Here is a 23472-nt window from a genome sequence, read left to right as displayed (position 1 = left end):
CCGCGCCGCAGGACGAGGGTGCTCACAGTGTTCACAGCGGCGCCGCCCCGTATTTGCGGACGGCCCAGATCAGCACCGGGCCGCCGAGGAACGCGGTCACGATCGCGACCGGGACCTCGCCGGTCGGCAGCAGCACCCGGGAGCCGACGTCCGCGGCCAGCATCAGGACCGGCCCGAGGAGCGCGGCGAACGCGATCAGCCACGGGATCGACGCGCCAGCCACCCGGCGGGCCAGATGCGGCACGATCAGCCCGACGAACAGGATCGGCCCGGCCAGCGCGGTCGCCGCGCCCGCCATCAGCGTGATCAGGAGCAGCGTGATCGTCCGGACGCGCGCGACGTTCGCGCCGAGCGTGTGCGCGACCGTCTCGCCGAGCGCGATCGCGTTCAGCTGACGGCTCACCGCGAACGCGCCCAGCAGGGACAGCCCGATGATGATCAGCGGGACCGTCGTCGGCGCCTGTTCGCGACCGGCCAGCGAACCCACCGACCAGAACCGGTAGACGTCGAAGGTGTCCGGGAACAGCAGCCGCAGGCCGAGGGTGAGCCCCAGCAGCACGGCGCTCAACGCGGTTCCGGCGAGCACCAGCCGCAACGGCGACTTGCTGCCGACCGCGTACACCAGCGCCGACGCGCCGACCGCGCCCAGCACCGCCAGGCCCAGTTCGACGGGTGCCGACGCGGCCAGCCCGAGCGAAGAACCCACCGCGATGGCAAACCCGGCCCCGGCGGTCACGCCGAGCACGCCGGGTTCGGCCAAGGCGTTGCGCGACAACGCTTGCACGAGCACACCGCCGACGGCGAGCGCGGCGCCGACCCCGATCGCCAGCACCGCCCTCGGCATCCGGATGTCCAGGACCACCGCCCGGTCACTCGGATTCCCGTCGCCCAGCAGGGCGCGCACGACCTCGCCGGGGGCGATGGCGTGCGCGCCGACGCCGACGCTCAGCACGGCGACCACGACGAGCCCGAGCAGTGCGGCGCCGAGCAGCGCGGACCGCCCGGTGGTGGTCACTGCTTGAGCAGCGGCGCGAACGCCTGGTCGACGGCGTCCAAAGTGGACGTCGCGGCCCGGTAGGTGGCGGCCTCGGTATAGCGGAACGGGTAGACCTTGCCCGCCTTCACCGCGGGGAGTTCCTTCCACAGCGGCGAATCGAGGACGTACTTGACCGGCGCGGGCACGGAACCGTCGGCGCTGACCGAGTAGGTGATCGCGTCGGCCTCGGCGAACGCGGTCGACAGCTCTTCGATCGACGGGTACTCGCTGACGTCCTTGGAGCCGCCGCCCTTGACCTTGACCTGGCCGTAGTACGTGGCACCGACGTCCTGCGCGATGTTGGTGCCCCAGGAACCGTTGAACTCCCGCTGGAAGTTGCCCTTGGCGACCTCGCCGTAGGCACCGACGTGGCCCAGCTTCAGCTGCGGCACCACGGCCTTGTACTTCTCGGCCAGCCCCTTGGCCTTCGTGTCGTACGCGGTCTTGACCGCGTCGAACCCGGCGGCCGCGCCGGCGGCGTCGGCCTGCTTGCGGGACAGCTCACGCCACATCGACGGCACCGACGGGCCGATGGCCACGACCGGCGCGATCGCTTCGAGGCGCTTGATGTCGATGTCGGCGAGCACCGGCTTCGGCACACCGATGACGATGAGGTCCGGATCCGCCTGGGCGATCGCCTCGTAGTTCGTCTCCGAAGCCGACTCGCCCGCGACCTTCGCCAGCTCGTCGTACTTCTTGCGCTCCTGCTCGTTGAACAGCGGGATGCCGCGCTTCCAGCTGGAGACCCCGACCAGCGGCGCGCCCGCTTCGAGCAGGGCGGGCACGGCGTAGCCGGTGGCGATGACGCGCTTCGGCGAGACCGGGATGGTGATCTGGCCGTTGTCGGCGGCGAACACCCGGGTCGGACCGCCATCCGCCTGCCCGGCGTCGCCGGACCCGCAGGCGGTGGCCGCGGTCACGACCGTCAAAGCGAGCGCGAGCGCTCCGGCGAGACGGCGGGTTCTTTTGGTGCGCATGGGTTTTCCTCAGTTTTCTTGGTGGGGATCAGTGGTCGTGCTCGTCGTCGAAGTCCGCGACGCCGCGTTTCCAGTAGCCGGTCACGTCGTGGTCGTCCTTGCCGAGCCCGAGGTCGTTCTTGAGCCAGCGGCGCAGCGGCTTGATCTGCCCCGCTTCACCGGCGACCCAGGCGTAGAGCCGTTCACCGGCGGGGACCTCGATCGTCATGACCGCGCGGGCGAGCATGTCCGAGGCGCCCGGCGCGACGTCGCCTCGGTGCAGCCAGTGCACCTCGACGTCCTCGGGCGCGGACAGCTCGATCTCCTCGCTCGCGTCGGTGACCTCGATGAACGCCCAGCCCGCCGCGGTACGCGGCAGTTCTTCGAGCCAGCGCGCGATCGCGGGCAGCGCGGTGAGATCACCGGCGAGCAGGTAGCGGTCGTAGGTGTGCGGCACGATCAGCCCGCCGGGCGGACCGGCGACGTGCACCGGCGTGCCGGGCGTGACCTTCTCGGCCCAGCCGGAGCCGAGCCCGCCTTCGTGCAGCGCGACGTCGAGGTCGAGTTCCCCGGAGGCCGGGTCGTATCGGCGGACCGTGTACTCGCGCGACGTCGGGGATGGCTTGGGCCAGCGCAGCATGTCGCCGTCCTGGACCGGCAGCTTCGGCTCGGGATCCAGCTCGGGGAACAGGACCTTCACGTGCTCGTCGGGCGAATGCGCCTCGAACCCCGCCGTTCCCGGCCCGCCGAGGGTGACCCGGAGCAGCCCGGAACCGATCATCTCGGTGCGTACGACCGCGGCCTGCCGGACCCGGATCGGGTACGGGACCTTCTCCGCGTGCGCTCCCCCGCGCACCTCCGCGATGCGTTCGAGGTGCCGGTGGCGATGGTCGGCGCGGCTCACGCGGTGCTCCCGGTGAGCACCTGGGCCCAGTGACCGAGGGTCGGCTGCTCGGCGAGGTCGGCGAATTCGAGCGTGTCGGCGCCTTCGGTGCGCCACTGCTCGACCAGGCCCATGATCCGCATCGAGTCGAGACCGAGGTCGGTGAGGTCGGTCTCCGGCTTCAGCTCGGCCGGGTCGCAGCCGAGCAGTTCGGCGACGTCGGCGTGGATCTTCTGGACGGTCAAGCTCATCGCTGTGCTCCCGCGTGGATGGGGGCCAGCGCGGCGAGCGCGGCGGCCGTGGTGGTCAGTGCGCCGCAGCGCTGGGCGACGTACTCGCAGGCCTGGTCGTGGCGTTCGCGGGAGAAGTCCGCGACCGCGTCGCCGACGAGGAACGGCTGGATGTCGCGCATGAACGCCTCGACGGCGGTGGCCTGGCAGCCGATATGCGCGTAGACGCCGGTGATCAGCAACTGGTCGCGGCCCGCTTCGGCGAGCTGCTCGGTGAACGTGCTGCGCTGGAAGGCGCTGTAGCGCCACTTCGTCAGGACCTTGTCCCCCGGTTTCGGGGCCAGCTCGGCCACCACGTCGGCCGCGGCGGGGTCGTCGTCGATGACCGCGCCGATCCCGTCGCCCCAGAACTCGGTGAGCAGGCCGCGATCCTCGGCGGCCTGGTGACCGGGCTGCGCGGTGTAGAACACCGGGACACCCGCCGCGCGGGCGGCGTCGGCCAGCGCGGCGATGTTCGCGACCATCTCCGGGACCGGGGATCCCGCGTACGGCGCGAGGAAGTACCGCTGCGCGTCGTGCACCAGCAGCGCGGCACGGGCGGCGTCGGGCTTCCAGCCGACCCGTCCGGCGGGCAGCTCGGCCTCCGTCGGGAGGGCGTAGGGCTCGATCTTGGGCAGTGACACTCTCACTTCTCCTTTGCCAGAGCGGCCAACGCCGCCCTCAGCTCGCGTTTGCTGGTCTTGCCGACCCCGGTCACCGGGAACTCCGGCACGACCTGGACCAGATCGGGCACCTTGAACGCCGCGACTCCGCGTTCGCGCACGAACCGGCGCAGCTCCGCCGCGGCGGGCTCGGCGCCGGCCGCGGGAACGACGTAGGCGCAGGTGCGCTCGCCCAGGTACGGGTCCGGCACCGCGACGACGGCGGCGTCGAGCACGCCGGGGTGGGCCATCAGGTGGTTCTCGACCTCTTCAGCGGCCACCTTCTCGCCACCGCGGTTGATCTGTTCCTTGGCCCGGCCGACCACTTCCAGATGCCCGGACGGATGCCGCCGCACGAGGTCACCGGTGCGATAGAAACCGTCCTCGGTGAACGCGGTCTTGTTGTGCTCCTCGGCGCGGTAATAGCCGCGGATCGTGTACGGCCCCCGGGTCAGCAGCGCGCCGATCTCCCCCGGCGCCACCACATCGTCCGAAGTGGACAGTGGGTCGTCCGGGTTCACGACGCGGATCTCGTCGTCCGGCGAGATCGGCCTTCCCTGCGTTGCGAGGACGTACTCGTCCGGGTCGTCGAGCCGGGTGTAACAGACCAGTCCCTCGGCCATGCCGAACACCTGCTGCAGACGGCACCCCAGCGCGGGCCCGATCTTCTCGGCCAGTTCGCGGGCACATTTCGCGCCGCCGACCAGCAGGACGTCCAAAGAGGACAGATCGCGCTCGGTCCGCGCGGCGGCTTGCGCCCATGCGGCGGCCAGTGGCGGCACGAGCCCGGTGATCGTCACGCCCTCGGCCTCGATGAGCCGGAACGCGGTGTCGGCGTCGGGACGCGGCGCGAACACCGTGGCCGCGCCCGCGTGCAGCGCCCCGAGCAGACCGGGCGAGCTGAGCGGGAAGTTGTGCGCGACCGGCAGCGCGGCCAGGTACACGCTTTCCGGACGCAGGCCGCAGATCCGCGCGCTTTCCCGGACGCTGTAGAGGTAGTCGTCGTGCGTGCGCGGGATCAGCTTGGGCAGACCGGTGCTCCCGCCCGACAGCTGGAGGAACGCGACGCCTGCCGGATCGGGATCCGGCAGGGCGCGCGGAGTCGCCGCTTCGAGCACGGCGAATTCCTCCGAGCCGACGACGAAGACACTGCGCACCGACGGGCTCTCGGCCGCCACCGCGCGCGCCATGGCGGCGTGGTCGAACCGTTCGTGTTCGCCGACGGTCAGGATCGCCGCGGCCTCGCTCTGCTCGGCGAAGTGCCGCAGCTCGCTCGCGCGGTGCGCGGGCAGCGCGAACACCGGCAGGGCACCCACCCGCCACAGTCCGAACACGACGGACGCGAACTCCGGCACGTTCGGCAGTTGCACGACGACCCGGTCACCGGCCTGGATCCCGGCCCCGGCGAATCCGGCGGCGAGCCGGTGCGCCCGCTCGTCGAGTTCGGCGAAGGTCCAGCGGGCGTTCTCACCGATCACCGCGGGGCGCTCGGCGTACGCCTCAGCAAGGCTGGTCAGCAGCTTGCCGAAGGTCTGGCCGCGCCAGTAGCCCGAAGCCCGGTAGAGCGCGGCGGTTTCCGGCGGCCAGGGCACGTGATCGGCGGTCATTCCGCTCCCTCCAGCCCGAGGGCTCGCAGCATGGTGCCGAATTTCGCGCCGGTCTCGGCGAGTTCGGCCGCCGGATCGGAACCCGCCACCACTCCCGCGCCGGCGAACAGGCGGACAGTGCGGTCCCGGACCTCGGCGCAGCGGATGGTGACGACCCATTCGCCGTCCCCGGCCTGATCGGTCCAGCCCACGAGACCCGCGTAGTAGCCGCGATCCTCGGGTTCGAGCGCGGCGATCGTGTCGCGGGCGAGCGCGGTCGGGACGCCGCAGACGGCGGGTGTCGGATGGAGCGCCTCCGCCAGCCCGAGCGCGGACGAACCGGCGTCGTCCGGGTCGGCGAGCCGTCCGCTGATCGTGGTCGACAGATGCCACATCGTGGGGGTGCCGATCACCTCGGGCTCGGCGGGGACATCGAGGTCGGCGCAGAACCGGCCCAGCACTTCGGCCACCTGGGCGGCGACGTGCGCGTGTTCGGCACGGTCCTTTTCGGACGCCAGCAGATCCTCGACGCGGCGGGCGTTTTCGGCGTCGTCGGCCACTCGCGGCCGCGATCCGGCCAGCGGGTTGGCCGTGACGACCCGGCCGCGGCGGGAGACCAGCAGCTCCGGGCTCGCGCCGACCAAGGTGCGCGGCAAGGGATCCCCCGGCGCGCTGACGTCGACCGCGAAGGCGTGGGCCGCCGGATCCGCGTGGACGAGCCGGGCCAGCAGCCGCGGCACGGCGACGGGGTCGCCACCGGTGACGTCGAGGCAGCGGGCCAGCACGATCTTGCGCAGGTCTCCGTCGCGGATCTCGGCCAGCGCCTTGGCGACGGCAGTGGTGTAGACCTCCGGCGCGGGCCGCGGCGACACCGACCAGGCCCCGCCGCCGAGCGGGGCGACCGGACCACTCGCCGTCGGTGGTCCTGCCCGGCGCACCACCGCGGGCACCACCAGGCTGCTCGGCGCGTCGGGCCGGAATCCGATGGCCCCGGCCACCACGGGCTCGGTCACACCCGCCACGAGCGCGGCGTCGAGGACTTCGGCGGCGGCGCGGGCGCGTTTGCCCGGAACCGCGTGAACCGGGGAATACACCCCGTCCGCGAGAAGCGATCCCCGGGCGGACGAGTAGTAGAACGATCCGGGCAGGTACGCCGCCAGCAGATCGGCCGCCTGGTGGACCGGCCTTGGTCGGGCCGGTGCAGGTGAGGACACGACTGGATTCCCTTTCGCGAATACTACTGACCGAACAGGCGCCGGTGACACCCCAGCACGAAAGCGCCGACTACGACTTTTCGGTTAGCCTAACCTAATCGTACGGACCCGAAAAGTCTTCGTTGCGTCATCGAGATCACGCACGGAGCGTGGCCCCGCCGTCGACGTACAGGTTCTGCATCGTGATGTGCCGCGCGCGATCGGAGGCCAGAAACAGGACGGCGTCGGCGATATCGGCGGGTTCGGCTATCCGGCCCAGTGGTATGCCGACCCGGTATTGCTCCGGATTCCCCGCGATGACACGGTCCGCACCGTTCTCGTCCGTCCACAGTAGACGTTGCATCTCGGTGTCGGTCGAACCAGGAGAGACGATGTTGCAGCGGATGCCGGAGCCGGCGAGTTCGAGCCCGAGACACCGGGTCAGCATCGTCGCCGCGGCCTTCGAAGCCGCGTACGCGGCCATCCCGCCGCGTGGGACTCCGGCCGCGTTCGACCCGACGGTCACCAGCACCCCGCTCCGGCGGGGCACCATCCGGCGAGAGATCTCGCGGAGCACAGTGAAGACACCGGTGGAGTTGACCGCGAAGGTCGCCGCCCAGTCTTCGTCGCTCGTGTCGCAGACGGACCCCGGCTTCAGCACACCCGCGACGGACGCGCCGATCCCGATCGGACCGAGTTCGCGCTCGACCTCGCCGACGACCCGCGCGACGGCCACGGGATCCCCGACGTCCGCGACGAACGGCGTCACTCCGTCCCTGGAAGCGCTTTCGGCCAAATCCACCGACGCCACGATCGCACCCGCCCGGGCGAGCCCGTCCACGACGGCCGCCCCGATCCCGCGCGCGCCTCCGGTGACGAGCGCGACCTTGCCCTCGATCCCTTCCACGCCACAACCACCCCCTGTCTCATTTGCTTAGCCTTGCCTAAGCTAGCGGGCGGATCCGGGCAAAGCGAGGGACCGACACCGGTGATTCGGGACACTTCCGAGGTGGGCGGTGTCGGTAAAAATGCCGTCGCGCTTGCCATTCGTGCGTGCTCGGCCCCGGTCCGTGAAGACCCCTAACCAGGCAAGGGGCACGACAGCGGACCGCGTACGGATCCCCCGCCCCGCAACGTGATCTGCGCGCTTCCCCCGAGAGAATCCCTGGCAGTGCACACGATCTGGTCGACCGCCCGCGCCGACAGCGCGGCGACGCCGATCGACAGGGTCACCGTGACCCCGTTCGACGCGGGCGTCTGGTCCAGGACCGCGGTACCGGGCGGGACTTCCGTGGTGTACTGCCGTTCCCGCTCGGTCTCGTCCGGCCCGGCGGCGAGCAGATCGACGGGACTCGCCGGAGGCGACTCCCCGGCGAGCGGGCGCAACACCCGGACTGGTTGCCCGCCGGAGAGGAAGTAGAGCACCGCGGCGTTGGCCGGGCCCGCCGGTGCGGGCGCTCCGGTGATCACGGCGCTCGGCCGGACACCACAGCCCGCCACCGTCGAGACGAGCAGAAGTGCCGGGAGCCAGATCTTCCTCATGCCGTCACTCCCCGCCGGGGCAAGCGCAGGGTGAACACCGCGCCACCGTCGGCTCCGTTGGCGGCGCTCAAGTCACCACCGTGGAGCCGGGCGTTCTCCCAGGCGATCGCCAGTCCGAGCCCGCTGCCGCCGGACCTCGCCCTGGCCGAATCCGCCTTGTAGAACCGATCGAACACATGCGGCAACACCTCGGGCGCCAGCCCGGGGCCGTGGTCCGAGACCTCCAGCGTGATCTGCTCCCCCGCTTCGGAAAGGCGGAGCGAGACCGGCTTTTCCCCGTGCCGCAACGCGTTTCCGACCAGGTTCGCCACGATGACGTCCACCCGCCGCGGATCCCACTCGGCGAAGATACCGGCGGGCAGGTCTTTTTCCACCTCACCCGTCCAGCCCCGGATCCGCAGGCTCGCCGTGACCACCTCGGCGACGTCGACTTCCTCTCGCGCCAGGGCGGCCGCCCCGGCGTCGAAGCGGGAGACCTCGATGAGGTCGTTCACCAGCCGCGTCAAGTTGTGCGTCTCCTCGATGCTCATCCGCGCCGCGCGGCCGGCGTCCCCCGGCAGCTTCGACGCCTCCTGCTCCAGCACGTCCGCGACCGCGGTCATCGCGGCGAGCGGGGTGCGCAGTTCGTGGGAGACGTCGGCGACGAACCGCCGCGCGTCGGATTCCATCCGTTCCAGCTCGCCGACGTGCCGCTCCAGCGATTCGGCCGTCTCGTTGAACGTGCGCGCGACTCCGGCCAGCTCGTCCGAGCCACGGACGCTGATCCGCGCCCGCAGATCGCCCTTCCCCAGCCGCCGCGCCGCGTTCCCGAGTTCGCGCACCGGCCGCAGCACACCGCGGGCGGCCAGCAACGCCAGCCCGATGGCGAAGACGAGCGCCAGCCCGCCGATCAGCCAGGCCCGGGTGGCCAGTTCGTCGATACTCTCCGCCTCCGGCGCCATGCTGCGCGCGATGTAGGCCTCGATCCCCGAATCCCGTTGCTGCCCACCGGGTAGCACGACGGTGAACCTGGTGCCCACCACCAGCATCGGCGCGCCGCGGGCGTCGACTCGCTGCCAGGCGACGTCTCCCGACCGGACCCGCTCGCGTAGCTCGGGCGAGATCAACGACCGCATCTGCTCGTTCCCGCTCGCCTTGTCCTGGTACAGGACCAGAGAGCTCAGGTCGCGGTCGGACAGCTCGCCGCTGATCCGGCTCAGCGTCCCGTCGGCCGGCGGCAGCGGGCCGAGCGGGAAGAGCGAGGTGGCCTTGTCGACCAGGACGCGGGCGGTGGCGTCCTGCGCCTGCTGGAGGATCACGGTGCGGGACTGGACGTAGGCGCCGCCGGCGACCGTCGCCGCGGTGATCACGACCAGCAGGCTGAACGCCAGGAGCAGCCGGGTGCGCAGGCCACCGAGCTTCACAGTGGCCCGAACCGGTAGCCGAAACCCCGGACCGTCTGCACGTACACCGGCGCGGACGAATCGTCCTCGATCTTCGCGCGCAGCCGCTGCACGCAGGCGTCGACGACGCGGGAATCGCCGAAGTACCCGTGCTCCCACACGCTTTCCAGCAGGTACTGGCGGCTGAGCACCCGGCCGGGGACCTGGGTGAGTTCGAGCAGCAGCCGCAGTTCTGTCGGGGCGAGGGCGAGCGGCTTGCCCGCCTTGGTCACCGTCAGCCCGGCACGGTCGACACCGAGATCGCCGTGACGCTCGATCTCGGCGGACGTGGGCACCGCGGGCGCCGGTTGCCCGGTGCGGCGCAGCACCGCGCGGATCCTGGCCTCCAGCACCTGGGCCCTGGCGGGTTTGACCACGTAGTCGTCCGCGCCGGCGGCGAGCCCGGCCACCACGTCGATGTCCTCGTTGCGCGCGGTGAGCATGATGATCGGCAGATCCCCCGCCGCGCGGATCCGGCGGCAGACCTCGAAACCGTCCAGTCCGGGCAGCATCAGGTCCAGTACGACGATGTCCGGCGGCCGGGTCGTGAGCCGGGCGAGGCCTTCTTCGCCGGTGGCCACCGCGTCGACCGCGTGGCCACGGCCGCCCAGCGCCATGCTGAGCCCGTCACGCACGGCTTGGTCGTCCTCGATGAGCAGCACCCTGGGCATGCCGACGACTATCGCAGCGCCGGACGGAATCCGCTCGTCCATGACACGCCATGGTGCCCGTTCCGTTTCCCCGGAACGTCCACGGAACGTCATGGTTGCGTCACGGCGTGATCCGTGCGGAACGGTGACATTTTCGTGGGCGTCCGCGAACGTCGCCGCGATCGGGTCCGCACGGTGGGCGGCGAGTGTTGGCGTCATGAAAGAACTCGTGCTCGCGGCGATCACCCGCGTCCTCGCGGTACTGCTGCTGATCCCGGCGTGGCTGCGGTCCCCCGGCCAGGCCCGCCGGCTCGCCTGCGGCTGGGCGCTGTCGCTGAGGTTCCCCGCCGAGAACCTCGCCGGGCTCACCGCCGGAACACTCGCCGCGTTCACCGCCGCCAGGACCGAGGCGTTCTGGCGGCACCGCACGCTCCTCGGCGTCACCTCGGGGCACCGGGACGCCGCCGAGCAGCACCGGCTGTTCCTCGCCGAGGCCGGGCGAAAGCGGGTCTTGCCACCCAAGGACTCCGCGCATGTCCGTGGCACCGCGCTCGACGTGCGGCCGCGAGAAGGCGCGCAGTGGCTGGAGGACCACGGAGCCCGCTTCGCGCTCTACCGGATCTACGACAACGAGTGGTGGCATTTCGAGTACCGGCCCGGTGAGGCTCCGCCCGCGCGGTTGCCGCACCCGGGCTGGCAGGCCGGTGTCACCCGGTGACGGTGACCCGCGGCGCCAGCGCCGCCAGGAAGTCGGCCGCGTCGAAGACCTCGCCCGCCGAGACGACCCCGGTCGCCTTCGTCCGGCCGTCGAGCACGCGCTGGACTGCCTCCACCACCAGCGGAGCGGTGATCGCGTAGATGTCCCGCCCCCGCGCGACGATCCGCCGCTCTTCGCCGCCGGCTCGCACCACGACGTCGACCACGAACTCCTGTGCCGACGGCCCGTCGGCGGGAGGCGCGGGCGTCTCGGGCGTCACGACCTCGCGGGCCGCGCTCACGGTCATGTAGGTGGTCACTTCGGGAATGTCGAGGTGACTGGGGACGGTGACGACGTCGGCCATCGTGAACTCGCCGAACACGGCTCGGGTCCCGAACGGCGCGGGGAAGTCCCAGTCCAGCTCCGGCAGCGCGTCGTCCCGGTGTTCGATCCGGCCGCGGGCGAAGCGGATCCGCTTCCCGTCACGCCGCTCCCGCGAGACCTTGCCGGCCGCGCGAGTCCCTTCCGTCGGATGCCAGCTGCTCAGCCCGTAGGCGACGTGCGCTTCGTCGGCGGACGTCCAGTCGCCCATCGCGGCGGTGACCATCAGGTCGCCGAGACCGCCGAAGAAGGCCATCGCCGGGATCACCGTCGCTCCCGCCGCGCGCTCGCCGAACTGAGCGAAGGTGTCGATGTTCGCTTCGAGCTCCGCGGCCACGTCGAGGTACGGGACGCCCGCCCGCAGCGCCGCTTCGATCACCGGAGCGGCGGTGCCGGCGAACGGCCCGGCGGCGTTGATCACCGCGTCCGCGCCCGCGAAAGCGCGGTCGAGCGAAGCCGGGTCGTCGGCCGACGCCTGCCGCACGTCGAGATCGGGCCACGGCAGGCCCCGCAGTTTCGTCTCGTCGCGTCCCACGGCCAGCACGCCGAATCCGCGTTCGCGCAGCTCCGCCACCACGAACCGCCCGGTGTGCCCGTAGGCCCCGAACACCGCGACGTCGTACGTACCCATGTGCTCTCCTGCCATCGATTGATCCACTGTGGACCATCCTGTCGGCCGATCCGGCCGATCGACAGTGTCCGGAACGCCATCATGCGTACACTTTCGGACATGAGTACGGTCGCCCTCGCCGCCACGGACGGGATGCTGCAATTCGAGCTGTCCATCGCCCACGAGGTCTTCGACACCGGCCTGTACGACTTCGGCGTCTACGGCTCGGAAGCGGTGAAGGTCGGGCGGTTCCTGCTCGAACCGGATCACGGGCTCGACGAGCTGCAGCGCGCCGGCACCGTCATCGTCCCCGGCTGGGCCGACGTCGACGTCGATCCGCCGCCGGATCTGGTCGAGGCCGTGCGCGCCGCCCACGAAGCGGGCGCACGGGTGGCGTCGCTGTGCACGGGCGCGTTCGTGCTGGCGGCCGCCGGGCTGCTCGACGGCCGCCGGGCGACCACGCACTGGGCGCACACCGACGTCCTCGCCGCCCGGTTTCCCTTGGTGGAGGTCGATCCGGACGTCCTCTACGTCGACAACGGCAGCGTGCTCACCTCCGCGGGCAAGGCCGCCGCGATGGACCTGTGCCTGCATCTGGTCCGTCGCGACCACGGCTCGGCGGTCGCGAACACCGTCGCCCGCCGTCTGGTCGTCCCGCCGCACCGCGCGGGCGGGCAGGCCCAGTTCGTCACCACCCCGGTGCCCGACCAGGACGACCATCCACTCGGCGGGCTGCTCCCCTGGATCACCGAACGGCTGGATCTTCCGTTGACCGTCGAGGACCTCGCCCGGCACGCGAACATGAGCTCACGCAACCTGGCGCGGCACTTCCGGTCGGCGACCGGGACGACCCCGCTGCGCTGGCTGCTGACCCAGCGCATCCGCCGTGCGCAGGAACTCCTGGAGCGGACCGACGACAGCGTCGACCTGATCGCCGAGGCCACCGGGATGGGCACCGCGGCGACGCTGCGGCGGCACTTCAACCGCACGGTCGGGGTGCCGCCGGACAGCTATCGCCGCACCTTCCGCGCTGCGGCAGCCGCGCCGTGACCAGATCCGCGACGGCCGCCATCCCGGCCTCGTTCGGGTGGTACGGCACGCGTCCCGGCGCGGCCGCGTACCGCTCCATCCACGGGACGGCGGCGCAGGCGTCGTGGTCCGCGCTGGCCGCGGCCGCCGGAACCGGGGTGGCCCGTTCGTCGCGCGCCGCCCGCCGGGTCGCCGCCGCGAGCCGGGCCGCGACCTCGCGTTCGAAGGCCAGCTGATCCGGGGTGAGCGGAACGCCGTCGCAGGCGGGCGCGGTGCGCGGCACGATCGTCAGGTAGTCGACGATCAGCACCCGCGCCCGCGGTGCCCGCCGGTGCACTTCCGCGAGGACGGCGCCGATCTTCTCGTGCACCGTGGTCAGCGCCGTGCGGACGGCGTTCTGGTCGACCTGGCCGCAGTTCGTGCCGCCGGTGTTCTGGCAGCCGTAGGTGAACAAGCTCCCGACGTAGCCGACGTCGTTGCCGCCGATGGTGACCGTCACGAGCCGGGTGTCCCTGGTGACGGCCTCGATCTGCGGCGGCTGCCCGGCCTGTCCCGAGGTGAGGATGTTCGCCGTGGTCGCGCCGGAGCAGGTGACGTCGGTCAGCGCGAATCCGCGTTCCGCGGCCACGAGGGTCGCGTAGTTCTTCGTCGAACGTCCGCACGCCGCGGGGGTTCCGGGCTGCTGCGGCGGGATTCCCGGCCCCGCGGCGAAGGAACTGCCCATGGCGACGTAGCGGGCGGCCCCGGCGGCTTGGCCGGGCGGCGTGACCAGGAGACCGAGCATGACCGCGGCGAGCACCGCGACGGACATCCGCTTGACCATGTCGAACCCCTTATCTCAGGAAGGTGACCGGTTCCGGTCCCGCGATGCCGTCGATGACACCGAGGGCGAGCAGATCTTCGGGACGCGGCTTCAGCGCGTCGGCGAGGGCGGGGATCTCTTCAGGATCCCGTTTGAGGATCCCGGCCGCCAGTTCCGGGGCGATCACGGAGAAACAGGCGTCCGGGGTGAGCCAGATCCGGTCCGCCGAACAGAAGGCGAGCGCGCCGCCCGAACCGCCTTCCCCGATCACCAGCGTCGTGATGGGCACCTCCGCCGCCGCGATCACGCCGAAGAGTTCGGCGATGGCGTTCCCGGCCCCGGCCGTCTCCGCGGCCGGATCGGCGGCCGCTCCCGGGGTGTCGACGAGGGTCAGGACCGGCGACCCCAGCCGATCGGCGAGGCGGATCAGGCGGGTCGCCGTCCGGAAACCACCGGGCGTGGTCGCGGTCCCGGTCTGCGCCGCGAAGGCGATCGGCCGCCCGTCCCTGCTTCCGAACCCGCAGAGGACGCCGTCGTCGGCGCCGCCCCGGAGCGTGACGCGGGTGTCGAAGTAGTCGTCGAGGTAGGCGCCCGCGCGGGGCCGGTCCGCCGACCGCGCGCGCTGGACGGCTTGCCAGCCGTCGGTCGCGGAGTCGAGGGCGCCGAGCGCGCGGGGCAGATCCGCCGGGCGGTTCCGGGAAGCACCGGTCAGGAGCCCGAGCCAGACCTCCAGCCGGTCGGCGATCGCGTCCTCGGTGACGAGATCGTCGACATATCCGGCCGTGTACTGGTTTTCCGCCGTATACGCCGGATCGTCGGCGTACCGCTCCGGCCGCACCCGTCGTCCGGCGAAGCCCACCTGGGCGCCGCCGACGGCGAGCACGACATCGGCGTCGGCGCCGAGGGACGCCCACACCCCTCCGGTGGTGGGATGCCGCGCGACGGTGATGTGCGGCAGCCGCTCTTCGCGCAGGAGTGCCAGTCCGCGCGCGATCCGCTGCAGTTGCCGCAGCGCGGGGACGCCCTCCTGCATCCGGGTCCCGCCCGTGGACAGCAGCGAGACGACGGGCAGGCGATGCGAGCGCGCCTCGTCGAGCGCCCGCTCGATGAGCGCGCCGGCGCCGGTCCCGACCGAACCGCCGAGGAATCCGAACTCGAAACGGATCACCACGACCTCGTGGCCGCCGATCTTCGCGCGTTCCCAGGCCACCGACTCGTCCGTACCCGTGCGTTCCCTGGCGCGAGCCGAAGAAGCGGCGTAGCCCGCCCAGCCCAGCGGGTCAGTCATGGAGAGCCCGCTTGAGGACCTTGCCCATCTCGTTGCGGGGCAACGCTTCCAGGTAGTGCACCACCCGCGGCCGCTTGTGCGGGGACAGCAGACCGGCGACGTGGTCGGCGAGTTCGCCCGGCGACGGCGTTTCTCCGGCGGGGACGATCCAGGCCACGACGCGCTCGCCGAGGTCTTCGTCCGGTTCCCCGGTGACGGCCGCCTCCGCGACCCCCGGATGTTCCAGGAGCGCGTTCTCGATCTCGCCCGCGCCGATCTTGTAGCCGCCGCTCTTGATGAGATCGGTGGCGCGGCGGCCCACGATCCGCACGTAACCATCCGGATCGCGCACCGCCATGTCGCCGGTCTTGAACCAGCCGTCGCGCAACGCGGCCTCCGTGGCGTCCGGCCGGTTCAGGTACCCGAGGAACAGGTTCGGGCCGCGGACCTCGATCTCGCCGACGGTCTCGCCGGAGAGCGGTTCCCCGGCGTCGTCGACCAGGCGCAGTTCGACGCCGGGCACCGGCGGGCCGACCGCACCGGGCCGCCGGTCCCCCGTGGCGCGGACACCGCAGTTCATCAGCGTTTCGGTCATGCCATAGCGTTCGACGACCCGCTGCCCGGTGGCGGCGGTGATGCGCTCGTGGTCGGTCGCGGGCAGGGCCGCCGAACCCGAGACCAGCAGGCGCGCCGCGCGCACTCCGGCCGCCAGCGCGGGGTCGGCCTCGCAGTCGGCCGCGAGCCGGTGGTACATCGTCGGGACCCCGAAGAGCATCGTGCCCGCGCCGGCGAGTTCCTTCGCGGCCGCTTCGGTCGAGAACCGGCCGAGATGGTGCAGCGAACCGCCGCGGCGCAGCGGGCCGACCACGCCCAGGATCAGGCCGTGCACATGGAAGAGCGGGAGGGCGTGCACGAGGACGTCGGCGTCGGTCCAGCCCCAGATCTCCGCGAGCGCGTCGAGATTCGAGGCCACCGCGCGACGCGGGAGGAGCACGCCCTTCGGCGGTCCGGTGGTGCCGGAGGTGTAGATGACGAACGCCGGGCTCTCCGGATCCGGTTCCTCGCCTCGCCACGGCGCACCCGAGGTGTCCAGCTCGACCGGGACCCGCGGCAGCACGTCGAGCTCCGGCGGCAGCTCCGCGTCCGGCGCGGCCAGCACCAGGTCCGGCACGCTGTCGGCGACGATATGCGCCAGTTCGCGTGCTCCGGCCTTCGGGTTGATCGGTACCACGGGGACGCCGGCGGTCAGCGCGGCGACGATCGCGACACAGGTCCGCAGCGACGGTGTCGCCCACACCGCGACCCGCGGGCGGCCGGCCAGCCCGGCGGCGAGCGGGCCCGCGACGCGCGCGAGTTCGCCGTAGGTCAGGGATTCGTCGCCGAACCGCAGGGCGACGCGGTCACTCTTCCCGGCAACCAGCATGGATCTCCTCCTCAGCCCCAGTGGGGCACGACGAACACGAGCCAGGCGACCAGTGGCACGACGGCCACCACGAGCGCCCCGTAGACAAGAAGTTGTTTGAAGAACTTGTCGCGGTCGACGTCCTTCGCGTTGGCGAGGACGAGCGCGCCGTTGGTGGAGAAGGGACTGACGTCCACCATCGTCGCCGAGACTGCGAGGGCGGCGATCATGCCGACCGGCCCGATCGTGCCCTGCGCCAGGAACGGCACGGCGAGCGGGATGAGCGCGCCCATCAGTCCGACCGACGACGCGAAGGCGGACACGACACCGCCGATGTAGCAGAGCAGCAGCGCCGCGAGCAGCGGGATCCCGACGGTGGTGACCGCGTTGCCGACATAGTCGATGGTGCCGATCTCCTTCAGCACGGCCACGTAGGTCAGCACACCGCAGATCAGCAGGACGGTCGGCCAGGTGATCTCGGAGACGGCGGAGCGGCTGGTCTTGGGCCACGCGACGCTCAGCAGGACGGCGACGGTGATGGCCGTCAGGCCCGGGTCGAGGTCGAACACGAGGGTGCCGACCACGAGCGCGACCAGGCCGGTCAGCGTCACGATCTTGGGCCCGTCCAAGGGAATCCGCTGTTCGTGCGGCAGCGGTTCTTCGTCGGTCTCCGCTCCGCCGGCGCCCGCCGTCACGAGCTGGCGGCGCCGCAGTCTGGTTCCGCCGAGGACGACGAACAGGACGCCCGCGATGGCGAGGTTCATGCCGAGGCTCGCGAGGAACAGCACCACGGGGCTGCCCGCGATGTGGTTGCGCTCGACGATCCCGTTGACGATCGAGCCGTAGACGCTGATCGGCGAGAATCCGCCGCCCTGCGCGCCGTGCACCACCATCGCGCCCATGAGCAGCGGGCTGATCTTGTAGCGGGCGGCGAAACCGAGCGCGATCGGCGCGACGATCGCGCAGGCCGCCGGGCTCACCGCACCGATCGCGGTCAGCGCGCCGGTGACGACGAACATCACCCACGGGATGAGCGCGATCCGGCCGCCGACCAGGCGTACGGCCGCGGCGACCAGCCAGTCGGTGGTGCCGTTGGCCCTGGCGATGGCGAACAGGTACGTGACGCCCACCAGCACCACGAAGATGTCGCCGGGGAATCCGGCGAAGATGCCGTCGGTGTCCAGGCCGCCGGCCAGGGTGCCGACGAGGAACGCACCGGCGAAGGCGAGCGCCCCCATGTTGATCGAGCGGGTCGTGGCGAGGGCGAAGATCACCACGAGAACGAGGATCGAGATCAGCTGGGCGGACATGACCGTCCTCCTTGACGGCGGGAGCCCCCTGGCGAGTGGCCGAGTGGACTAGTGGCTGAGCCACTTTCCCTGTGACGCCGACCACCTGTCAAGGGATGAGTGGTAAATTGGCTAAGCCACTTGTCCAGTCGTGGGAGGGGACCGAGTGCCGGAGGCGTTGAGCCGGTTGAACCGGGCGAAGCTCTACGAGCAGGTCGTCGAGCGGATCAAGGCGCACGTCGAGGAGTCCGGCCTGCGCGCGGGCGACAAACTCCCCAGCGAGCGCGACCTCGCCGAGCGGCTCGGGGTCAGCCGCGCGTCGATCAAGCAGGCGATCGTCGTGCTCGAGGTGCAAGGTCTGCTCGAATCCCGGCACGGCGGGGGCACCTACCTGCGCAACGATCATCTCGACGTCGAACCGGTCGACGAGCTCGTCGCCCGCCGCAGGCGGCTTCCGGAAGTACTCGAAGCCCGCGAGGCGATGGAGACCAAGCTCGCGGAGCTGGCCGCGTCGCGACGATCCGAGGCGGATCTCGCCGCCATCGACGCGGCACTGGAGTACATGAAGACCGAGATCGAGGACGGCGGGCACGGCGCCGAAGGCGACCGCCGGTTCCACGAGGCGATCACCGCCGCCGCGAACAACGCCCTCCTCGCCGAGTTCATGCGCTCGATCGACACGCAGATCGCGGAAAGCCGCAACGAGTCCTTGCGCCAACCCGGCAGGCCGTGGCGTTCACTGAGCCAGCATCACAACATCGCCGAGGCCATCCGGAACGGCGACCCGAAGGCGGCCGCGAACGCGATGCGACGGCACGTCCAGACCGTCAGCAAGGTCCGGCTGCTGACCTGGGACCCGCAGGCCGACTAGCGCTTCGACAGCTGCGAAACCCCGGAACGCTCTTGGCCGCCCGAGCCCGGCGGGTTCGGGCTGCTCAAGGCGACCGCCGCCCATCCCGCGACCTACCGGGCGCTCTATCAGGCGTTGCGGATCCGCCGCACCTGGCGCTGGCGCAACACCTACGGGTGGCTGGCCAAGTACCCCGTCGAGGCACGGGCCATGGAGAGCTACATCGGCCCGGCGCTGACCGACCCGGCGATCCGCCACGACGGCCGCAAGGCCATCGGCAGCGTGTCGGCGCGGTACAGCCGCGAGGCGGCCGCCAACCTCGCGGCCGGGTTCGGCAAACCGATCCTGCTGGCCTGGGCCGCCGAGGATCGCGTGTTCCCGCTCGCCAACGCGCAGCGGTTCGTCGAACGACTGGACGCACCGTTGGAGACCATTCCCGACAGTTACGCCTACACGGCCGAAGACCAGCCGGCGAAGACGGCCGCCGTGATCACCGAATGGGCGCGGCAGCTTCTCTGAGAGGCCGGCGGAGCCGCTTCGCGTGACCGGATGGACGACACACGTGACCAGATGGACGACACACGTGACTGGCCGGACGGCACACGTGATCAGCGGGACGACACACGCCTGCGGCCGGTCCGCCGCGAGTCGTCCGCCTGATCACACGTGTCGTCCATCCGGTCACGCGTGTCGTCCCTTGAGACACGGTCGCTGCCGACCCGACCCGCCCCTTACACACCCGAGCCGGGGTACGAGACCCCGGACGACGCTCACCTCACCGCGACAGGGCTTTGCCCAGCCTCCGCAGGCCCTCGGCGATCGTCTCCGGAGCGTGCGTGGCGAACGACAGCCGCAGCGCCGACCGATCCGGCTCCCCCAGCTGGAACGCCGAGCCGGGCACGAAAGCGACGTCCTCCCGCAGCGCCTCGGGAAGCAATCGGTCCGTGTCCGCGCCGCCGGGAAGAGTCACCCAGACGAACATCCCGCCGTCCGGATCGGTCCACGTCGTGCCCGGCGGGGTGATCGCGGGCAGTTCGGCCAGCATCGCGTCACGGCGCACGCGGTACGTCGCGCACAGCTTCCGCACGTGCGCATCGAGATCCGCGACGGCCAGATACTCGGCCGCGGCCGCCTGGTCGACGGTCGAACTGTGCAGATCGGTCGCCTGCTTGAGGATCGTGACGCGGCGCAGGAGGTCCGTCGGCGCGCGGAACCAGCCCAGCCGCATCCCCGGGGCGATCACCTTCGAGAAGCTGCCGAGGTAGATCGTGCGCCCGGCGAGTTCCGGGCGGGCCGACAGCGGTTCCTCGCGTTCGCCGCGATACCGCAGCTCGTGGTACGGATCGTCCTCGACGAGCCAGAACCCGTGACGCGCGATGACTTCCGCGAGCGCGCGGCGTCGCCGCGGACCGATCGTGCGCCCGGACGGATTCGAGAACGTCGGGACGAGGTACAGCAGCGCCGGCCGCTCCCTCGCCGCGATCTCGTCCAGCGCGGCCGGGTCGATCCCTTCCGCGTCGCCGGGGACGGGCACGACGCGCGCCTCGGCGAGCTGGAAGCATTGCAGCGCCGACAGGTACGCCGGTTCTTCCACCAGCACGGTGGCGCCGGGATCGAGCAACGCGGTGCTCAGCAGTTGCAGGCCCTGCTGTGAACCCGTGGTGATCAGGAGATCGTCCACAGTGGTCGCGAGCCCGCGACCGGACAGCCGTCGCGCGAGCAGCTCGCGCAGCCGCGGATTCCCTTCGGTGGGCGAATACTGCAGCGCCGACTTGTCGGCGAGTGCCCGGTCGAAGGCGGCGCGGAGGCCGTCCACATCGAACAGTTCCGGCGCGGGCATGCCACCGGCGAACGAGATCACGCCCGGGCGGGCGGTGAGCGCGAGCAGATCGCGCACGGGAGAACTGGTGACGCCGTCCATACGACGGGCGAGGGGAAGAGACATGAAGGCTCCTCGGGAGAAACGTGCGGCTCCAGTGCAGCAGCCGGGGATCTTCCCGCGCGAGCAAGCAACTGCCGCCACGATAGCAGTTTTCACCTGTCCTAGGCTTGTGCCGTGCCTCTCGTGGAAATCACCTACGCGCCCCATCTTCCCGAAGCCAAGCTTCGTGAGCTCGGCTCGGTTCTGCCGCATCTCGTGTCCGTCGCGGTGGAGTGCCCCGAGGAGCCCTACGACGGCGACCTCCAGCCGGGCGACGTGGAACTGCGTTTCCGCGCACCGGGGCCCTTCGACCGCTCCGGGCTCGACCTCCTGGTGGAAGTCCGGTCGAAGTGGTTCCCGAGCCGGGCGGACAATCGCCAGGAGCGGGCGGACCTGCTGCGCACGAGTATCGAATCCGCGACCGGGATCGACGACGTCGGCGTGTACCTCTCCCTGCCCGTCGCGGCCTGGTCGCAATCGGACTAGCGCTCCCCGAACACGTGCCGCCTGACGAACGGGTTCCGGAACTTGCCGTCCGGGTCCAGTTCGTCGGCGAGCGCCCGGAAATCGGGCAGCCTCGGGTAGTCGGCCGCGCGGTGGAAGAGCTTCCCCCAGTGCGGCCGGACGTCGAACGGGGCGAGCCGTTCCTCCATCACGGGCAGCAGCTCCCGGACCGCCTTCTCGTCCGGCAGCCAGGTGAAGTGCAGCGCCAGCCGTTCGCCTCCGTGGAACGGGCTGAGCCACAGGTCGTCCCCCGCGACCGTGCGGATCTCGGACGTGAGCAGGACGGGTGCCAGCCGGGACCCGAGTTCGCGCAGCGCCTCCATCGCCGCGACGGCGTGCCGGACGGGCACGAAGTACTCGGTCTGGAGTTCGTTCCCGATGCTGGGCGTGAAGTCCAGGCGGAAATGCGGGATCCGTTCGTGCCACGGTCCGGTGACGCCGAGCTGTCGCGTGCAATTGTCCGCCGGGACACCCGCCGCGTGGGCCGGATGCCGTGGCCCGTCCGCCGCCGTCGCGCCGAAGAAGTCCCCGCCAGCTCGCCCCGGTCCTTTGATCCAGATCTGGTCCACCTCGTCGCGGGCCCAGTTGGTGAACAGGCTGACGCTGTACCCGGCGTCCTGGATCTCGTCGAAGTGCTCGTACACCGCTTCCCAGGGCAGGCCGTCGAAGACGTCCTGGCGGAGGTCGAACGACGGCACCAAGTCGAGGGTCAGCCGGGTCACCACACCCAGCGCGCCGAGACCGACGACCACGCCGCCGTGCCGGGAGAACGACTTCAGCTCGCCGTCGGCGGTCACCAGCTCCACACCGGACACCGCCGACGCCAGGCTCTGGTTACGCCGTCCGGAGCCGTGGGTCGCCGTCGCGACGGTGCCCGCCACCGTGCAGTGCGGCAGCGACGCGAGGTTGGCCAGGGCGAACCCGGCGGCGTGCAGCTGGACCGCGATGTCACCGTAGCGGGCCGACGCGGGCACCGTGACCGTCGCCGAACCCGCGTCGAGGACGATGTCCCTGTAGAGCGCGGAGAGATCGAGCAAGACGCCACCCGGGCTGTCCGCGATGTCGTTGAAACAGTGCCTGCTGCCGATCGCCTTGACCGCGCTCGCGCCGGCGACGGCCTCCTGAACCTGTCCGATCGTGCGTGGCCGGAGGATCCGCTCCGCGGCGAAGGTCTGATTTCCCGCCCAGTTCGTCTCTCGCACCAGGCCCAGCCTAGATTGCCGGAGTCGGCTTCACCCGGAGGAGGTGCGCACTGACAGGCATTCCCGGCGAGCTGGTGTCCATCGCGCTGTTGCTGGTCGTCCTGGCCTTCGCGGTGATCCGGCCACGCGGTCTCCCGGAAGCGGTCGCCGCCGTCCCCGCCGCGGCGATCGTCCTGGTGACCGGAGTGATCTCGTTCCCCGACGCCCTCGACGAAGTGACCAGGCTGGCACCGGTCGCGGGCTTCCTCGTCGCGGTGCTCGTCTTGGCCAAGTCGTGCGACGACGAGGGACTGTTCCAGGCGGCGGGGACGCTCATGGCGCGGTTCAGCCGGGGACGGCCGCGACGGCTGCTGCCCGCGGTGTTCGTCGTCGCCGCGGCCGTCACCGTGGTGCTCAGTCTGGACGCCACCGTCGTGCTGCTGACCCCGGTCGTGTTCGCGACCGCCGCGCGGATGGGCGCACGCGCCAAACCGCACGCCTACGCCTGCACGCATCTGGCCAACTCGGCCTCGTTGCTGCTGCCGGTGTCCAAACTGACCAATCTGCTCGCCGTCGCCGCGACCGGGATCTCGTTCCTGCGGTTCACCGCGCTGATGACGTTGCCCTGGCTCGCGGCGGTGCTCACCGAATACCTGGTGTTCCGCCGGTTCTTCGCCGCAGACCTGGCAGCCCCGCCACGAGGCGCGAAAGCCGTTCCGGCCGGGAAGGTTCCGGCATTCGTCCTCGTCGTGCTCGGGCTGACGCTGGCCGGGTTCGTGGTCACTTCCCTGCTGGACGTCAGCCCCGCGTGGGCCGCGTTCGCCGGTGCCGCCGTCCTGGCCTGCCGTGCGCTCGTGCGGCGGCGGACCTCGCCCGCCGCGATCGTGCGGTCGGCGAGCATCCCGTTCGTCGCTTTCGTGCTCGCGCTGGCGATCGTGGTCCGCGCCGTCGTCGACAACGGGCTGGACGAGGCGCTCAGCCATCTGGTGCCGACTTCCACCTCGTTCGCCGCCCTGCTCGGCGCCGCCGCGGTGGCGGCCGTCCTCGCCAACCTGATCAACAACCTGCCCGCCGTGCTCGTCCTGCTGCCGCTCGCCACCGCCGGCGGGACACCGGTGGTGCTGGCCGTGCTGATCGGGGTCAACCTCGGGCCGAACCTCACCTACGTCGGATCGCTGGCCACGCTGCTGTGGCGGCGGATCCTGCACCGGCACGACACCCGGCTCGAGCTGGGTGAGTTCACCCGGCTCGGCCTGCTCACCGTCCCGGCGTCCATCGTGCTCGCGGTCGGTGGGCTGTGGCTCGGGCTCGCCCTGACTTCCACTCAGTGAGAGCATGGGT

The 23472-nt window shown here is 71.4% G+C and carries 24 protein-coding genes; 6 read left to right on the top strand and 18 right to left on the bottom strand.

Translation table 11 applies throughout. The features are described from left to right. Positions 1 to 31: 31 nt before the first annotated feature. The 11 genes from ACOCEP_RS29350 to ACOCEP_RS29300 form a co-directional block, all read right to left on the bottom strand. Positions 32 to 1015, bottom strand: a complete 984-nt coding sequence (locus ACOCEP_RS29350) for a FecCD family ABC transporter permease (protein ID WP_482332310.1) — start codon at positions 1013 to 1015, stop codon at positions 32 to 34. After that, positions 1012 to 2013, bottom strand: a complete 1002-nt coding sequence (locus ACOCEP_RS29345) for an ABC transporter substrate-binding protein (RefSeq protein ID WP_482332309.1) — start codon at positions 2011 to 2013, stop codon at positions 1012 to 1014. Before ACOCEP_RS29345 ends, ACOCEP_RS29350 begins: the two co-directional genes overlap by 4 nt. Before the next feature lie 28 nt (positions 2014 to 2041). Then, entirely contained in the window at positions 2042 to 2896 is an 855-nt protein-coding gene (locus ACOCEP_RS29340) for a siderophore-interacting protein (protein WP_482332308.1), read from the bottom strand. Then, entirely contained in the window at positions 2893 to 3126 is a 234-nt protein-coding gene (locus tag ACOCEP_RS29335; RefSeq protein WP_482332307.1) for a phosphopantetheine-binding protein, read from the bottom strand. Before ACOCEP_RS29335 ends, ACOCEP_RS29340 begins: the two co-directional genes overlap by 4 nt. Continuing rightward, a complete protein-coding gene (locus ACOCEP_RS29330) occupies positions 3123 to 3794 on the bottom strand; it encodes an isochorismatase family protein (protein ID WP_482332305.1) in 672 nt (223 codons plus the stop codon). Before ACOCEP_RS29330 ends, ACOCEP_RS29335 begins: the two co-directional genes overlap by 4 nt. Next, the gene (locus ACOCEP_RS29325; protein ID WP_482332304.1) at positions 3791 to 5413 is read right to left on the bottom strand and encodes a (2,3-dihydroxybenzoyl)adenylate synthase; all 1623 of its coding nucleotides are present in this window, start codon (positions 5411 to 5413) and stop codon (positions 3791 to 3793) included. The genes ACOCEP_RS29330 and ACOCEP_RS29325 overlap by 4 nt, the downstream gene beginning before the upstream one ends. Next, a complete protein-coding gene (locus tag ACOCEP_RS29320; protein ID WP_482332303.1) occupies positions 5410 to 6606 on the bottom strand; it encodes an isochorismate synthase in 1197 nt (398 codons plus the stop codon). Before ACOCEP_RS29320 ends, ACOCEP_RS29325 begins: the two co-directional genes overlap by 4 nt. Before the next feature lie 136 nt (positions 6607 to 6742). Then, positions 6743 to 7492, bottom strand: coding sequence for a 2,3-dihydro-2,3-dihydroxybenzoate dehydrogenase (gene dhbA, locus ACOCEP_RS29315; protein WP_482332302.1), 750 nt, complete (start codon positions 7490 to 7492; stop codon positions 6743 to 6745). Between the two features lie 173 nt (positions 7493 to 7665). After that, entirely contained in the window at positions 7666 to 8127 is a 462-nt protein-coding gene (locus ACOCEP_RS29310; protein WP_482332301.1) for a GerMN domain-containing protein, read from the bottom strand. Then, a complete protein-coding gene (locus ACOCEP_RS29305; protein WP_482332300.1) occupies positions 8124 to 9530 on the bottom strand; it encodes an ATP-binding protein in 1407 nt (468 codons plus the stop codon). The genes ACOCEP_RS29310 and ACOCEP_RS29305 overlap by 4 nt, the downstream gene beginning before the upstream one ends. After that, positions 9527 to 10261, bottom strand: a complete 735-nt coding sequence (locus ACOCEP_RS29300) for a response regulator (protein ID WP_482332299.1) — start codon at positions 10259 to 10261, stop codon at positions 9527 to 9529. The genes ACOCEP_RS29305 and ACOCEP_RS29300 overlap by 4 nt, the downstream gene beginning before the upstream one ends. Positions 10262 to 10415: 154 nt before the next feature. On the opposite strand from ACOCEP_RS29300, the gene ACOCEP_RS29295 reads away from it, so the two are divergent. Further along, positions 10416 to 10916, top strand: coding sequence for a M15 family metallopeptidase domain-containing protein (locus tag ACOCEP_RS29295; RefSeq protein WP_482332298.1), 501 nt, complete (start codon positions 10416 to 10418; stop codon positions 10914 to 10916). Here the strand turns inward: ACOCEP_RS29295 and ACOCEP_RS29290 are convergent. Then, complete coding sequence (locus ACOCEP_RS29290; protein WP_482332297.1) at positions 10906 to 11907, bottom strand: saccharopine dehydrogenase family protein; 1002 nt, start codon at positions 11905 to 11907, stop codon at positions 10906 to 10908. The genes ACOCEP_RS29295 and ACOCEP_RS29290 overlap by 11 nt on opposite strands. Positions 11908 to 12006: 99 nt before the next feature. Between ACOCEP_RS29290 and ACOCEP_RS29285 the strand changes: the two genes are divergently transcribed. After that, a complete protein-coding gene (locus tag ACOCEP_RS29285; RefSeq protein ID WP_482332296.1) occupies positions 12007 to 12936 on the top strand; it encodes a helix-turn-helix domain-containing protein in 930 nt (309 codons plus the stop codon). Here the strand turns inward: ACOCEP_RS29285 and ACOCEP_RS29280 are convergent. Genes ACOCEP_RS29280 through ACOCEP_RS29265 form a run of 4 tightly spaced genes read right to left on the bottom strand, consistent with a single transcriptional unit; the run spans position 12866 to position 17696 of the window. Further along, positions 12866 to 13738: an SGNH/GDSL hydrolase family protein gene (locus tag ACOCEP_RS29280; RefSeq protein WP_482332295.1), complete on the bottom strand. Its 873-nt coding sequence runs from the start codon at positions 13736 to 13738 to the stop codon at positions 12866 to 12868. The two genes, ACOCEP_RS29285 and ACOCEP_RS29280, sit on opposite strands and share 71 nt — an antisense overlap. Before the next feature lie 10 nt (positions 13739 to 13748). After that, on the bottom strand, positions 13749 to 15005 hold the full coding sequence (locus ACOCEP_RS29275) for a carboxyl transferase domain-containing protein (protein WP_482332294.1): 1257 nt from the start codon (positions 15003 to 15005) through the stop codon (positions 13749 to 13751). Further along, positions 14998 to 16407 (bottom strand): acyl-CoA synthetase, encoded by a 1410-nt coding sequence (locus tag ACOCEP_RS29270; RefSeq protein ID WP_482332293.1) that lies wholly within the window; start codon positions 16405 to 16407, stop codon positions 14998 to 15000. Before ACOCEP_RS29270 ends, ACOCEP_RS29275 begins: the two co-directional genes overlap by 8 nt. 11 nt (positions 16408 to 16418) lie before the next feature. Beyond that, positions 16419 to 17696 carry an SLC13 family permease gene (locus ACOCEP_RS29265; protein ID WP_482332292.1) on the bottom strand — a complete coding sequence of 426 codons (1278 nt, stop codon included), beginning with the start codon at positions 17694 to 17696 and terminating at the stop codon, positions 16419 to 16421. A 145-nt stretch (positions 17697 to 17841) separates the two neighbouring features. Here ACOCEP_RS29265 and ACOCEP_RS29260 point away from each other — a divergent pair, with 145 nt between their 5' ends. Further along, positions 17842 to 18546: a FadR/GntR family transcriptional regulator gene (locus ACOCEP_RS29260; protein ID WP_482332291.1), complete on the top strand. Its 705-nt coding sequence runs from the start codon at positions 17842 to 17844 to the stop codon at positions 18544 to 18546. 114 nt (positions 18547 to 18660) lie between these two features. After that, positions 18661 to 19044, top strand: a complete 384-nt coding sequence (locus ACOCEP_RS29255) for an alpha/beta fold hydrolase (RefSeq protein ID WP_482332290.1) — start codon at positions 18661 to 18663, stop codon at positions 19042 to 19044. A 256-nt stretch (positions 19045 to 19300) separates the two neighbouring features. Here the strand turns inward: ACOCEP_RS29255 and ACOCEP_RS29250 are convergent, their stop codons facing one another. Then, positions 19301 to 20470, bottom strand: a complete 1170-nt coding sequence (locus ACOCEP_RS29250) for an aminotransferase-like domain-containing protein (protein WP_482332289.1) — start codon at positions 20468 to 20470, stop codon at positions 19301 to 19303. Between the two features lie 111 nt (positions 20471 to 20581). Between ACOCEP_RS29250 and ACOCEP_RS29245 the strand changes: the two genes are divergently transcribed. Then, entirely contained in the window at positions 20582 to 20932 is a 351-nt protein-coding gene (locus ACOCEP_RS29245; RefSeq protein ID WP_482332288.1) for a hypothetical protein, read from the top strand. On the opposite strand, the gene ACOCEP_RS29240 is transcribed toward ACOCEP_RS29245, so the two are convergent. After that, positions 20929 to 22152, bottom strand: a complete 1224-nt coding sequence (locus ACOCEP_RS29240; protein WP_482332287.1) for an FAD-binding protein — start codon at positions 22150 to 22152, stop codon at positions 20929 to 20931. The two genes, ACOCEP_RS29245 and ACOCEP_RS29240, sit on opposite strands and share 4 nt — an antisense overlap. A 71-nt stretch (positions 22153 to 22223) precedes the next feature. On the opposite strand from ACOCEP_RS29240, the gene ACOCEP_RS29235 reads away from it, so the two are divergent. Beyond that, positions 22224 to 23462 (top strand): ArsB/NhaD family transporter, encoded by a 1239-nt coding sequence (locus tag ACOCEP_RS29235; protein ID WP_482339841.1) that lies wholly within the window; start codon positions 22224 to 22226, stop codon positions 23460 to 23462. The last annotated feature ends 10 nt before the right edge of the window (positions 23463 to 23472 follow it).

The organism is Amycolatopsis sp. CA-211722 (assembly GCF_056828465.1).
The sequence above is the reverse complement of the archived record's forward strand: the minus strand, read 5'-3'. Positions and strand labels throughout refer to the sequence as shown.

Bases quoted from the DNA above. Each gene is read 5' to 3' on its own strand.
- ACOCEP_RS29345 (WP_482332309.1), bottom strand. From the start codon at position 2,013: ATGCGCACCAAAAGAACCCGCCGTCTCGCCGGAGCGCTCGCGCTCGCT.
- ACOCEP_RS29335 (WP_482332307.1), bottom strand. From the start codon at position 3,126: ATGAGCTTGACCGTCCAGAAGATCCACGCCGACGTCGCCGAACTGCTC.
- ACOCEP_RS29325 (WP_482332304.1), bottom strand. From the start codon at position 5,413: ATGACCGCCGATCACGTGCCCTGGCCGCCGGAAACCGCCGCGCTCTAC.
- ACOCEP_RS29310 (WP_482332301.1), bottom strand. From the start codon at position 8,127: ATGAGGAAGATCTGGCTCCCGGCACTTCTGCTCGTCTCGACGGTGGCG.
- ACOCEP_RS29300 (WP_482332299.1), bottom strand. From the start codon at position 10,261: ATGGACGAGCGGATTCCGTCCGGCGCTGCGATAGTCGTCGGCATGCCC.
- ACOCEP_RS29295 (WP_482332298.1), top strand. From the start codon at position 10,416: ATGAAAGAACTCGTGCTCGCGGCGATCACCCGCGTCCTCGCGGTACTG.
- ACOCEP_RS29290 (WP_482332297.1), bottom strand. From the start codon at position 11,907: ATGGGTACGTACGACGTCGCGGTGTTCGGGGCCTACGGGCACACCGGG.
- ACOCEP_RS29285 (WP_482332296.1), top strand. From the start codon at position 12,007: ATGAGTACGGTCGCCCTCGCCGCCACGGACGGGATGCTGCAATTCGAG.
- ACOCEP_RS29280 (WP_482332295.1), bottom strand. From the start codon at position 13,738: ATGGTCAAGCGGATGTCCGTCGCGGTGCTCGCCGCGGTCATGCTCGGT.
- ACOCEP_RS29275 (WP_482332294.1), bottom strand. From the start codon at position 15,005: ATGACTGACCCGCTGGGCTGGGCGGGCTACGCCGCTTCTTCGGCTCGC.
- ACOCEP_RS29270 (WP_482332293.1), bottom strand. From the start codon at position 16,407: ATGCTGGTTGCCGGGAAGAGTGACCGCGTCGCCCTGCGGTTCGGCGAC.
- ACOCEP_RS29265 (WP_482332292.1), bottom strand. From the start codon at position 17,696: ATGTCCGCCCAGCTGATCTCGATCCTCGTTCTCGTGGTGATCTTCGCC.
- ACOCEP_RS29250 (WP_482332289.1), bottom strand. From the start codon at position 20,470: ATGTCTCTTCCCCTCGCCCGTCGTATGGACGGCGTCACCAGTTCTCCC.